The organism is Streptomyces gelaticus, from assembly GCF_014649535.1.
GTDB lineage: Bacteria > Actinomycetota > Actinomycetes > Streptomycetales > Streptomycetaceae > Streptomyces > Streptomyces gelaticus.
The window spans coordinates 57,225-69,609 of the sequence record NZ_BMTF01000028.1 but is presented as its reverse complement, the minus strand read 5'-3'; the positions used below and the strand labels follow the sequence as shown (position 1 = coordinate 69,609).

The following is a 12,385-nucleotide window of genomic DNA, read 5'->3' as shown; positions in this document are numbered from 1 at the left end:
CCCACGCGCATTGACACCCTCGCGCGCGGGTGGTGGGCTCGGAGCCCAGCAGCGGGAACGAGGGAGACGAGCGATGCGGCTCAGGCGCGGAACGCAGGCAACGGCCATCGCGGTCGCCGTGCTCGGCGGACTGCTCTCCACGGGCACCCCGGCCGTCGCGGCCCCTTCCACACCCGGATCCACCACCGTCACCAACCCCGACCGCGCGGACGACGCCGCGCTGCCCGCCGTATGGCCACGGCCGCACTCCATCGAGGCCGCCGGAGCGTCCGTGCCGCTCTCCGCCGAGGCCACCCTCGTCGCCGGCGCCCACGCCGATCCGTACGCGGTCGACGCGCTCCGGCAGATCCTGCGGGACGCGGGCGTACGGACCGTCCACGAGGCGCTGCCCGGCCGCGGCCCGGTCATCAGGCTCGGCGGCGACGGCGCCCGGGACGCGCTGCGCACCCTGCACGCCCCCGAACGGGGCGATCTGCCCTCCGGGGGCTACCGGATCGCAGTCGGCCGGGTGGCGGGCCGGGACACCGTCGCCGTGGACGGTGTCGGCGAGGACGGCCTCTTCCACGGCGTGCAGACACTGCGTCAGCTGATCCGGGACGGGGGCGTCGCCGCAGTCACCGTCAGGGACTGGCCGGGCACCGCCGTACGCGGCATGACCGAGGGCTTCTACGGGCAGCCGTGGACCCGTGAGGAGCGGCTGGCCCAGATCGGCTTCATGGGGCGCACGAAGCAGAACAGGTATCTGTACGCGGCGGGTGACGACCCGTACCGCCAGGCCCGTTGGCGCGACCCGTACCCGGCCGGCCGGCGCGCCGACTTCCGGGCGCTGGCCGAGCGGGCCCGCGCCGAGCACGTGACGCTCGGCTGGGCCGTCGCCCCCGGCCAGGCCATGTGCATGTCCTCGGCCGACGACGTGAAGGCACTGACGAAGAAGCTCGACGCGATGTGGGCGCTGGGGGTGCGGGCCTTCCAGCTCCAGTTCCAGGACGTCAGCTACAGCGAATGGCACTGCGACAGCGACGCCGACACCTTCGGCAGCGGCCCGCGGGCGGCGGCCAGGGCACAGGCGCGGGTGGCCGGCGAGGTGGCGCGGCATCTCGCGGACCGGTATCCGGGTTCGCAGCCGCTGTCGGTGATGCCGACGGAGTTCTACCAGGACGGGTCCACCGACTACCGCAAGGCGCTCGCCGAGGAACTGGACGACCGGGTCCAGATCGCCTGGACCGGTGTCGGGGTCGTGCCGAGGACCATCACCGGCGGCGAGCTGGCCGGTGCCCGGGCCGCGTTCGGGCACCCGCTGGTCACGATGGACAACTACCCGGTCAACGACTACGCGCAGGACCGGATATTCCTCGGCCCGTACACCGGCCGGGACCCCGCGGTGGCCACCGGGTCCGCGGCGCTGCTCGCCAATGCGATGGAGCAGCCGTCGGCGTCCCGCATTCCGCTCTTCACCGCCGCCGACTTCGCCTGGAACCCGAGGGGTTACCGGCCGCAGGAGTCCTGGCAGGCGGCGATCGACGACCTGGCGGGCGGTGACGCACGCACCAGGGAGGCGCTGCGGGCGCTGGCCGGGAACAGCGCGACGTCCGTGCTGGGCGGCGACGAGTCCGCGTATCTGCGGCCGCTGCTGGCCGCGTTCTGGAAGTCCCGCGCGGCGCACGACGCCACGGAGCGGGACGAGGCGGCGCGCAGGCTGCGGGAGGCGTTCACCGTGATGCGCCAGGCCCCGCAGCGGCTGAAGGGCCTGGCGGACGGGCGCCTGGACGACGAAGTGCGGCCGTGGACGGAGCAGTTGTCCCGGTACGGCCGGGCGGGCGAGCTGGCCGTCGATCTGCTCCAGGCGCAGTCGCGTGGCGACGGCGACGCCGCCTGGAAGGCGTCGCTGGCCCTGGAGCCGCTGCGCAAGGCCGCCAAGGCGGGCGGCGTGACGGTCGGCAAGGGGGTCCTCGGCCCGTTCCTGGACCGGGTGCGCCGGGAGGCGGATGCCTGGACGGGCGCGGACCGCGACGCCGGTACGGTGACGAAGGCTCCGGGCAGCTACACCGTCCGATTGAACCGGGCCCGCCCGGTGGACGCCGTGACGGCGATGACCCTGCCCGGCGGCGAAACGGTGGCCGGCGCGGCGCTGGAGGCCCATGTGCCCGGCGAGGGCTGGCGCCGCCTGGGCGCGCTGTCGGCGAGCGGCTGGACCCAGACGGCGGTGAAGGGGCTGCGTGCCGACGCGATCCGGATCAGCTGGCCCGCGGGCGGCCCGGCGATGCCCTCGGTCGTCTCCCGCACGGTGGCACCGATGGCCCCGGGAGGCGCCGCCCCCAAGAGCGCCCCGGTACCGGGTCCGCGGGTGCACGCGCTCGTGCCCTGGTTCGGCGACGAGCCCGCGGCCCGGCTCGATCTGGCACGCGGCGAGACGGACGCCGAGATCGGCGGCGGGCCGCAGCGGGTCGCAGCACGCCTCGCCGCCCGCCGCCCCGCCGAGGTGCGCGGCGCGCTCACCGCGAAGGCTCCCAGGGGCATCAAGGTGGACGTCCCGAAGCAGACGCGGGTGCCGCGCGGTTCCCGTACCGACGTGCCCGTGGAGATCACGGTCCCGGCGGGCACCCCGGCCGGGGAGTACGAGGTGCCGCTCAGCTTCGGCGACGAACGCAGCACGCTCACCGTCCGGGCGTTCCCGCGCACCGCGGGCCCCGATCTGCTGCGCACCGCCACCGCGTCCTCGTCCGGCGACGAGACCCCGGACTTCCCGGCGGCGGCCGCCTCCGACGGCGATCCGGAGACCCGCTGGTCCTCACCGGCCGAGGACGGCGCCTGGTGGCAGGCACAACTGCCGCAGGCAGCCCGGATCGGCCGGGTGGTGCTGCACTGGCAGGACGCCTACGCCACCCGCTACCGCGTCCAGGTCTCCCCGGACGGCCGCAACTGGCGCACGGCCGCGACGGTCCGGGACGGCAGGGGCGGGCGCGAGTCGGTCCGGATGGACGCGAAGGACGCCCGCTACCTCAGGGTCCAGGGCGATGCCCGGGGCACCGAGTTCGGCTATTCGCTCTGGTCGGTGGAGGCGTACGCCGTCGCCGCGACGGAGTAACGATCCGGGCCCGTTCCGCGCCGGGACGACGAAGGCCCGGATCCCTCAGGCAGAAATGCCGTCGATCCGGGCCATGACGTCGTCCGCGCCGAACGGTTGCAAGTACGGCAACCAGCGCGGGTCGCGGTGTCCCGTGCCGATGATCCGCCAGGCCAGGCCCGTCGGCGGGGCGGGTTGCTGGTGCAGCCGCCAGCCGAGCTCCGGCAGGTGCCGGTCCGCCTTGAAATGGTTACAGCGGCGGCAGGCCGCCACCACGTTGTCCCAGGCGTGCTGTCCGCCGCGGCTGCGCGGAATCACGTGATCGACGCTGGTCGCGGTGGCGCCGCAGTACATGCAGCGGCCCCCGTCCCGGGCGAACAGCGCCCTGCGGGTCAGCGGTACGGGTCCCCGGTAGGGAACGCGGACGAACCGCTTCAGGCGGACGACGCTGGGGGCCGGGACGGCCCGGGTGGCACTGTGCATGAAGGCGCCGGACTCCTCTAGGCAGATGGCCTTGTTTTCGAGGACGAGGACGAGCGCGCGGCGGAGCGGTACGACGCCGAGGGGCTCGTACGACGCGTTGAGAACCAGGACATGCGGCACGGTGGATGCCTCCTTGTACGCCGGCGGCGCGTGGCTCGCGCCGGGACGATCCGATCTCAGTCTCTACTCCTGCCTGGCGGAAGCGCCACCACGTGCAGGTAACGGGCCGGAAGGATTTTTCGACCCGGCCGCCCGCCGCTCGCACCGCGGCCACCGGCGGAAGGGGCGCTTCCGGCCCGCTGCCGCAGCGGCCCGCGCGCGATGTGCGATCGGCCACAGACAGCCGCTGCAACCCCGCCCCTTTGCTGCTCCCCGCCCTCGATGCCCCCTCGTGAGACGCGTCTCTCCCCCCGGTCACGGCAATGGAGCACTCCCGATGCCCCGTTAGTGTGGTCGGGCCGCCGTTGTCCATCTGGAGGTTCCACCGTGTCCCTGTCCGCCCTGTTGGCCGCAGCCCCGTCACCCGAGCCCGGCAGCTCGTTGGACGAAGCCGCCAAGCAGGCCGGCGACGCCGCGGGCTGGGTGCAGGAGAACTGGTCCACCTGGCTGAACACCGGTCTGCGCATCATCCTCATCGCGGCGATCGCGATCGCGTTGCGGATCGCGATCCGGCGTGCTCTCACCAAGCTCATCGAACGGATGAACCGCAGCGCCCAGGCCGTGGAGGGCACCGCGCTCGGCGGGCTGCTGGTCAACGCGGAACGCCGCCGTCAGCGCTCGGAGGCGATCGGTTCGGTGCTCCGCTCGGTCGCGTCGTTCCTGATCCTCGGCACTGCCGCCCTGATGATCCTGGGCGCGTTCCAGATCAACCTGGCCCCGCTGCTGGCCTCCGCCGGGGTGGCCGGTGTGGCGCTCGGTTTCGGTGCGCGCAACCTGGTCACCGACTTCCTCTCCGGTGTCTTCATGATTCTTGAGGACCAGTACGGCGTGGGCGACACCGTCGACGCGGGCGTCGCCTCCGGCGAGGTCATCGAGGTCGGCCTGCGGGTCACGAAGCTGCGCGGCGACAACGGCGAGATCTGGTACGTCCGCAACGGCGAGGTGAAGCGGATCGGCAACCTCAGCCAGGGCTGGTCGACGGCCGGCGTCGATGTGATGGTGCGCCCCACGGAGGACCTCGACAAGGTTCGTACGGTCATCACCGAGGCCGCCGTGGCGATGGCCAAGGAGGACCCCTGGAACGAGCGCCTGTGGGGTCCGGTGGAGATCCTGGGCCTGGACTCGGTGCTCCTGGACTCGATGACGGTCCGGCTGAGCGCGAAGACGATGCCGGGCAAGGCGCTGGGCGTCGAGCGCGAATTGCGCTGGCGGATCAAGCGCGCCTTCGACGAGGCGGGCATCCGCATCGTCGGCGGTGTCCCGGCCCAGACGGACGAACCCTCCAAGGCCGACCCGGCAGCCTCCGTGGCCGCCCCCTCGGCCTACGCCTCGGCCACCTCCCCCCAGTCCCTGGCCACGGCCCCGATCACGCCGCCGAACATCTCGAAGCCGTAGTCGCCCGGCCGGCCGAAGCGGCCTCAACCCGGTTCACCGGCGAAGCGGTTGGGCATGCATCACCACGGACCGGGATATTCCGGAAGTCTTCCGGGTAACGCTTTGGTTGCCACCACGGCACTGCCCATTGACGGCCAGGTGACGCGCGCATACCGTCCTCTCACCGAATAGGAAACTTTCCTAACAGAGGGCAGGTGCAGCACTCATGGCCGGAACCACACCGGGTACCCCCCGCGTTCTGCGGGCCATGAACGACCGGGCCGCCCTCGATCTGCTGCTGGAGCACGGCCCCCTCTCGCGGACCAGGATCGGGAAGCTGACCGGGCTCTCCAAGCCCACCGCCTCCCAGTTGCTGGCGCGGCTGGAGGCGGCCGGGCTGGTCGTCGCCACCGGGACCGTGGCCGGGCGGCCGGGGCCCAACGCCCAGTTGTACGGGGTGAACGCACGGGCCGCCCATGTCGCGGGACTGGATGTGAACGCCCGCCGGATCGTCGCGGCCGTCGCCGATGTGACCGGGGAGACCGTCGGGGAGTTCGAGCTGCGCACCCCCGGGCGGCGCGCCGACGGTGTGGTGCGGCAGGTGGCGGAGGCGCTGGACGGGGCGGTGAAGGACGCCGGGCTCACCCGCTGCGATGTGCACCGGGTCGTCATCGGCACCCCGGGCGCCTTCGACCCCGGTACCGGGCGGCTGCGGTACGCCTCGCACCTGCCGGGCTGGCACTCCCCCACGCTGCTGGAGGAGCTGGCGGCCTTTCTGCCGATGCCGGTGGAGTACGAGAACGATGTGAACCTGGTCGCGGTGGCCGAGCAGCGGCTGGGCGCGGCGCGGGGGTACGAGGACTTCGTCCTGCTGTGGAACGAGGAGGGGCTCGGTGCCGCCCTCGTCATCAACGGGCGGCTGCACCGCGGCTTCACCGGCGGCGCGGGCGAGGTGGGCTTCCTGCCGGTGCCGGGTGTCCCGCTGGTCCGTCAGGTCACCAAGGTGAACGCGGGCGGCTTCCAGGAGCTGGCGGGTGCTCAGGTGCTGTCCCGGCTGGGCCGGCAGCTCGGCATCGACGACGAGCTGATCCGCACCCCCGGCACCCATCACGAGGTCGCGGCCCGGCTGGTCGCCCGCGCCGCGGAGGCCGCCCGGGCGGGCGAGGACGGCCCGTACCCCCGGCTCCTCGATCTGTTCGCCACCGGCATCGCGACCGGTCTCGCCTCCCTGACCGCGGTGCTCGACCCGGAGGTCGTCGTGCTGTCCGGCGAGGTCATCGCGGCCGGCGGCGAGCCGCTGCGCTGCCGGGTGGAGGCCGAGCTTTCCGAACTGGCCGCCTCCCGGCCCCGGCTGATCGCCGGTGAGGTGACGCACCGTCCCGTGCTGCGCGGCGCGCTGGAGAGCGCCCTCATCACCACCCGTGACGAGGTCTTCGACACGTCCCGCTGACCCGCTCGTCCCTTCCCCCGCCCCCATCCTTCACCGGGAGACGCCCCCATGTCCGGAAACCGCCGGAAGTCGGCCGTCGCACTCGCCGCGACCGCCGCCATATCTCTGTTCGCCTCGGCCTGTACGGCCCAGAGCAACTCCGGTGCCAACGATGATCCGTCCAAGGAGACGACCATCAACTTCTGGCACGGCTGGAACAACCCGAGCGAGGTGAAGGCGATCCGGGCGACGGTCGACGCCTTCCAGAAGGCGCACCCCAACATCCATGTGAAGGTCGTCGGCAACATGACCGACGACAAGATCAACCAGGCGCTGCGGGCGGGCGGTTCGAACGCCCCGGACGTCGTCTCGTCGTTCACCACGAACAATGTCGGCAAGTTCTGCTCGTCGAAGGCGTTCGTCGATCTGAATCCGTTCCTGAAGAAGGACGGGATCGACCCGGAGAAGACCTTCCCCAAGGCGATGAACGAGTACACGCAGTTCGACGGGGTGCGCTGCACCGTGCCGCTGCTCGGTGACGCGTACGGGCTCTACTACAACAAGGACGCGTTCGAGGAGGCCCACATCACCGAGCCGCCGCGGACCTGGTCCCAGCTGGCCGAGGTCGCCAAGAAGCTGACGAAGCCCAAGGGCGACTCGTACGAGCAGCTCGGCTTCATGCCGAACTACCACGGCTACGAGTCGACGACCGAGCACTACCTCGGCGGCTGGAACCCGAAGTACTTCGACGCGGACGGCAAGTCGAACATCGCCGAGGACCCCTCCTTCGCCGACATGCTGAGCACCCAGAAGAAGCTGGTCGACGGTCTGGGCGGATACGAGAAGCTGGAGAAGTTCCGTACCTCGTTCGGCGACGAGTGGGGCGCCAAGCACCCCTTCCACACCGGCCAGGTGGCCATGCAGCTGGACGGCGAGTGGCGGCTCGGGATGGCCGAGGAGACCAAGCCGAAGTTCGAGATCGGCGTCGCCCCGATGCCCGTCGCCGACGACCAGGCAGACACCTACGGCAGGGGCTACCTGACCGGCACCATCGCCGGCATCACCGCCACCTCGCAGAAGCAGAACGCGGCCTGGGAGCTGGTGAAGTTCATGACCACCGACACCGATGCGGTGGTGAACTTCGCCAACGCCATCCACAACGTGCCCTCCACCCTGGCGGCGCTGAAGTCGCCGAAGCTGAAGTACGACCCGCGCTTCAAGACCTTCCTGGACATCGCCGCGAACCCGAACAGCACCACCACCCCGCCCTCGGTGAACGGCGGCGCGTACCTGGTGTCCCTGCAGAACCTCGGGTTCGACATCGAGAAGGGCAGGCAGAAGGACATCGCGGCGGGCCTGAAGAAAACCGCCGCGGAGATCGACGCGGCGATCGAGCAGGCGAAGTAGTACCGCGATGAGCACGCACACGCTCCGTCCGAAGCGCCGTCACTCGACGCTCGCCACGAGGCGCCGCCGCTCGGCGCTGCGGACCGCGGCCTTCATGTCGCCGTGGCTGATCGGGTTCTGCGTCTTCTTCGCCTACCCGCTGGTCTCCACGGTCTACTTCTCCCTCACCGACTACGACGGTTTCACGCCCCCGGAGTTCAGCGGGCTGAAGAACTGGTCGTTCGTCTTCAACGACTACCCGCTGTTCTGGCCGGCGCTGCGCAACACGCTCTGGCTGGTCGTGGTCATGGTCAGCTGCCGGGTGGTGTTCGGCCTCGGCATCGGGCTGCTGATCACGAAGATCAAGACGGGCACCGGGGTCTTCCGCACCCTGTTCTACCTGCCCTACCTGGCCCCGCCCGTGGCAGCGACCCTCAGCTTCGTCTTCCTGCTCAACCCCGGCACCGGGCCGGTCAACTCGATCCTCGGCGAGCTGGGGCTGCCCGCGCCGGGCTGGTTCACCGACGCCGCCTGGTCCAAGCCGGCCCTGACCGCGCTCGCGGTGTGGGGGGTGGGCGACCTGATGGTGATCTTCATGGCCGCGCTGCTCGACGTGCCGAAGGAGCAGTACGAGGCGGCGGAGCTGGACGGGGCGTCCTCGTTCCAGCGGTTCCGCTTCGTCACACTGCCGAACATCTCGCCGATCATCATGTTCGCGGTGGTCACCGGGATCATCCAGACGATGCAGTACTACACCCAGCCGTTCGTGGCCGGGAAGGTCGCCTCGGGCGTGATGGGCGGATCCGGGCAGCAGTTCGAACCGGGCTATCCCGACAAGTCGACACTGACGCTTCCGCAGCTCGTCTACAACCTCGGCTTCCAGCGCTTCGACTACGGCTCCGCCTGCGTGGTCGCGCTCGTTCTCTTCGTACTCGCCATGGCGTTCACCGCACTGCTGATGCGGCGCCGCAGCGGGCTGATCCAGGCAGGTGAGTGACGTGGCGCAGGTTCTCGACACCCCCAGGAAAACGGCCCCCGAGGCCGCCCCGGGCACCCCTGACACCCCGGCCGGGCGCAGGGCGCGCCGCAAGGCGCTGCTCAACTGGATCGCCGTGCACTCGCTCGGTGTCGCCGCCGCGCTCTTCTTCGTGCTGCCGTTCGTCTTCCTGCTGCTCACCTCGCTGATGAGCGGCCAGCAGGCACTGACCCGTGATCTGTGGCCGCACCCCTTCGAGTGGAGCAACTACCAGCAGGTCTTCGAAACCGACGGCTTTCTGATCTGGTGGCGCAACACCCTGCTGTACGCGGGCCTCGGCACCGTCCTCACGGTCGTGTCGTCGCTGCCCGTGGCGTACGCGCTCGCCAAGTTCCGCTTCCGCGGCCGGCAGCTGTCGCTGATGCTCGTCATCTCGATGATGATGCTGCCGCCGCAGGTCGTCGTCATCCCCATGTACCTGTTCTGGGCCAAGCAGCTGGACCTGTCCGGCACGCTCTGGCCGCTGATCATCCCGATGGCCTTCGGCGACGCGTTCTCCATCTTCCTGCTGCGGCAGTTCCTGCTGACCATCCCGAACGAGTACCTCGATGCCGCGAAGGTCGACGGCTGCGGCGAGCTGCGCACCCTGCTCAGGGTCGTCGTACCGATGGCGAAGCCGGGCATCGCCGCCGTGGCCCTCTTCCAGTTCTTCTACGCCTGGAACGACTACTTCGGCCCACAGATCTACGCCTCGGAGAACCCGGCCGCCTGGACCCTCAGTTACGGGCTGGAGTCCTTCAAGAGCGCACACCACACCGACTGGAACCTGACCATGGCCGCGACCGTACTGGTCATGGCCCCCGTGATCCTCGTCTTCTTCTTCGCACAGAAGGCATTCGTCGAGGGCGTCACACTGACCGGAGTAAAGGGCTGACCTATGAAGCTCGCAGTAGTTGGTGGCGGGTCCACCTACACCCCTGAACTGATCGACGGCTTCGCCCGGCTGCGGGACACGCTGCCCATCGAGGAGCTGGTGCTCGTCGATCCGGCGGCCGACCGTCTGGAACTCGTCGGCGGCCTCGCCCGGCGGATCTTCGCCAAGCAGGGCCACCCGGGGCGGATCATCACCACCTCGGACCTCGACGCGGGCGTCGCCGACGCCGACGCGGTCCTGCTCCAGCTGCGCGTCGGCGGCCAGGCCGCCCGCAACCAGGACGAGACCTGGCCGCTGGAGTGCGGCTGCATCGGCCAGGAGACCACCGGCGCCGGCGGCCTCGCGAAGGCGATGCGCACCGTGCCGGTCGTCCTGGACATCGCCGAGCGGGTCCGCCGCACCAACCCGAACGCCTGGATCATCGACTTCACCAACCCGGTCGGCATCGTCACCCGGGCGCTGCTCCAGGCCGGCCACAAGGCCGTCGGCCTGTGCAACGTGGCGATCGGCTTCCAGCGGAAGTTCGCCCGGCTGCTCGACGTCACCCCCGGCGAGGTGCACTTGGACCATGTCGGGCTCAACCACCTGACCTGGGAGCTCGGGGTGCGTCTCGGCGGCCCCGACGGCGAGAACGTCCTGCCGAGGCTGCTCGCCGAACACGGCGACACGATCGCGGGCGATCTGCGCATGCCCCGGGCGATCGTCGACCGGCTCGGCGTCGTCCCCTCGTACTACCTGCGCTACTTCTACGCGCACGACGCGGTCGTGCGGGAGCTCGGCACCAAGCCGTCCCGGGCCGCCGAGGTCGCCGCGATGGAGAAGGAACTCCTCGCCATGTACGGCGATCCGGCGCTGGACGAGAAGCCCGCGCTGCTCGCCAAGCGCGGCGGCGCCTTCTACTCGGAGGCGGCCGTGGACCTGGCGTCCTCGCTGCTCGGCTCGGGCGGCTCCGCGGTGCAGGTGGTGAACACGTACAACAAGGGCACGCTGCCGTTCCTCCCGGACGACGCGGTGATCGAGGTGCAGGCGCGGGTCGACGGCACGGGCGCGACGCCGCTCGCCGTTCCGGAGCTGGACCCGCTGTACGCCGGACTGATCGCCAATGTGACGGCGTACGAGGATCTCGCCCTTCAGGCGGCGCTTCGCGGAGGCCGCGACCGGGTCTTCAAGGCGCTGCTCGCACACCCGTTGATCGGCCAGTTCGAGTATGCCGAGGCGCTCACCGACAAGCTGATCGCGCACAACCGGGAGCACCTGGCGTGGGCGTGAACGTTTCGGTCCTCGCGATCGACGCGGGGAACAGCAAGACCGACGTGACGCTGATCGGTGCGGACGGGACGGTGCTTTCGACGGCCCGGGGCGGTGGCTTCCAGCCGCCGGCCGTGGGCGTGGAGGCGGCCGTCGACGTCCTCGGCGCGGCCGTCGGCCGGGCGTTGGAGCTCGCCGGCGGACCGGCCGGCCCCCTCGCGCATGTGTCCGCCTGTCTCGCCAACGCCGACCTCCCGGTGGAGGAGGAGCAGCTGGCCGGGGCGCTGCTTGCGCGGGGCTGGGGCGCCACCGTCGAGGTGCGCAACGACACCTTCGCGATCCTGCGCGCGGGGGTGGACGAGCCGCGTGGTGTGGCCGTGGTCTGCGGCGCGGGGATCAACTGCGTCGGCATGGTGCCGGACGGGCGGACCGCGCGGTTCCCCGCCATAGGGCGGATCTCCGGTGACTGGGGCGGCGGCTCGGGGCTGGCCGAGGAGGCGATGTGGTTCGCCGCGCGGGCCGAGGACGGCCGCGGTGAGCCGACCGAGCTGGTCCGCACGCTGCCGGGGCACTTCGGGCTGGGCTCGATGTACGAGCTGATCGAGGCGCTGCACCTGGGCCGGATCGGGTTCGAGCGCCGGCACGAGCTGGCTCCGGTGCTCTTCGCGACCGCGGCGGCCGGGGACCGGGTGGCGGGTGCGCTGGTGGACCGGCTGGCCGGGGAGGTCGTCGCGATGGCCTCGGTCGCGCTGGGCAGGCTGGACCTGCTGGACGAGGAGGCGCCGGTGGTGCTGGGCGGCAGCGTACTGGCGGCCCGGCACCCGCAGTTGGACGCGAAGATCACCGAACTCCTCGCGGTGCGCGCCCCGAAGGCCGTGCTCCGGGTGGTGACCCAGCCGCCGGTGCTGGGGGCCGCGCTGCTCGGCCTGGACCACACGGGCGCGGCGGCCGCGGTGCACGAAAGGCTGCGTGCTCAGTACAGCTGACACGTCGGTCAGGATCCGAAGGGGCGTTCCGCCGCGTATTCGCGCGGGGGACGCCCCTCGCGCATCCGTCGCGTTCTCGCGCCACGGGACACCCTCGCGTACGGGAACCGTTCCGTGGTCCCGGACGTGTTCATGGGTGGGGAGATCGGTCCGCTCCGGGTACTGGTCCGTCGATCGGCTTGATCGGCGGCGCAGGCCTTGATCGAATGCGTGTGAGCGCGTCCGTGGGCCGATGCAGGATCCGGACTTCCTGGTGTGGATGTCGGTCCCTGCGGCCATACTTCATGGCCGGGCACCAGTCCCCGATCGGCCGGGGCCGGGCCACCGTCAGTGACCGAGGGGGAGG

The 12,385-nt window shown here is 71.2% G+C and carries 9 protein-coding genes; 8 read left to right on the top strand and 1 reads right to left on the bottom strand.

Features of this window, described 5'->3' with window-relative positions; all coding sequences use genetic code 11:
- Positions 1–73: 73 nt before the first annotated feature.
- Positions 74–3,085 carry a glycoside hydrolase family 84 protein gene (locus IE107_RS29650; protein WP_189547435.1) on the top strand — a complete coding sequence of 1,004 codons (3,012 nt, stop codon included), beginning with the start codon at positions 74–76 and terminating at the stop codon, positions 3,083–3,085.
- A 45-nt stretch (positions 3,086–3,130) separates the two neighbouring features.
- Here IE107_RS29650 and IE107_RS29645 read toward each other — a convergent pair whose 3' ends face one another.
- The gene (locus IE107_RS29645; RefSeq protein WP_189547434.1) at positions 3,131–3,667 is read right to left on the bottom strand and encodes an HNH endonuclease; all 537 of its coding nucleotides are present in this window, start codon (positions 3,665–3,667) and stop codon (positions 3,131–3,133) included.
- Between the two features lie 366 nt (positions 3,668–4,033).
- Here IE107_RS29645 and IE107_RS29640 point away from each other — a divergent pair, with 366 nt between their 5' ends.
- From IE107_RS29640 to IE107_RS29610, 7 genes are all read left to right on the top strand, one after another.
- Positions 4,034–5,101 (top strand): mechanosensitive ion channel family protein, encoded by a 1,068-nt coding sequence (locus IE107_RS29640; protein ID WP_189547433.1) that lies wholly within the window; start codon positions 4,034–4,036, stop codon positions 5,099–5,101.
- Positions 5,102–5,306: 205 nt separating this feature from the next.
- Positions 5,307–6,530 (top strand): ROK family transcriptional regulator, encoded by a 1,224-nt coding sequence (locus IE107_RS29635; protein ID WP_189547432.1) that lies wholly within the window; start codon positions 5,307–5,309, stop codon positions 6,528–6,530.
- A gap of 48 nt (positions 6,531–6,578) precedes the next feature.
- A complete protein-coding gene (locus IE107_RS29630) occupies positions 6,579–7,916 on the top strand; it encodes an ABC transporter substrate-binding protein (RefSeq protein ID WP_189547431.1) in 1,338 nt (445 codons plus the stop codon).
- A 7-nt stretch (positions 7,917–7,923) separates the two neighbouring features.
- Positions 7,924–8,892 carry a carbohydrate ABC transporter permease gene (locus IE107_RS29625; RefSeq protein WP_189547430.1) on the top strand — a complete coding sequence of 323 codons (969 nt, stop codon included), beginning with the start codon at positions 7,924–7,926 and terminating at the stop codon, positions 8,890–8,892.
- A gap of 1 nt (position 8,893) precedes the next feature.
- Positions 8,894–9,805, top strand: coding sequence for a carbohydrate ABC transporter permease (locus IE107_RS29620; protein WP_189547429.1), 912 nt, complete (start codon positions 8,894–8,896; stop codon positions 9,803–9,805).
- A gap of 3 nt (positions 9,806–9,808) precedes the next feature.
- The gene (locus tag IE107_RS29615; protein WP_189547428.1) at positions 9,809–11,074 is read left to right on the top strand and encodes a 6-phospho-beta-glucosidase; all 1,266 of its coding nucleotides are present in this window, start codon (positions 9,809–9,811) and stop codon (positions 11,072–11,074) included.
- The gene (locus IE107_RS29610; RefSeq protein ID WP_189547427.1) at positions 11,065–12,039 is read left to right on the top strand and encodes an N-acetylglucosamine kinase; all 975 of its coding nucleotides are present in this window, start codon (positions 11,065–11,067) and stop codon (positions 12,037–12,039) included. The genes IE107_RS29615 and IE107_RS29610 overlap by 10 nt, the downstream gene beginning before the upstream one ends.
- The last annotated feature ends 346 nt before the right edge of the window (positions 12,040–12,385 follow it).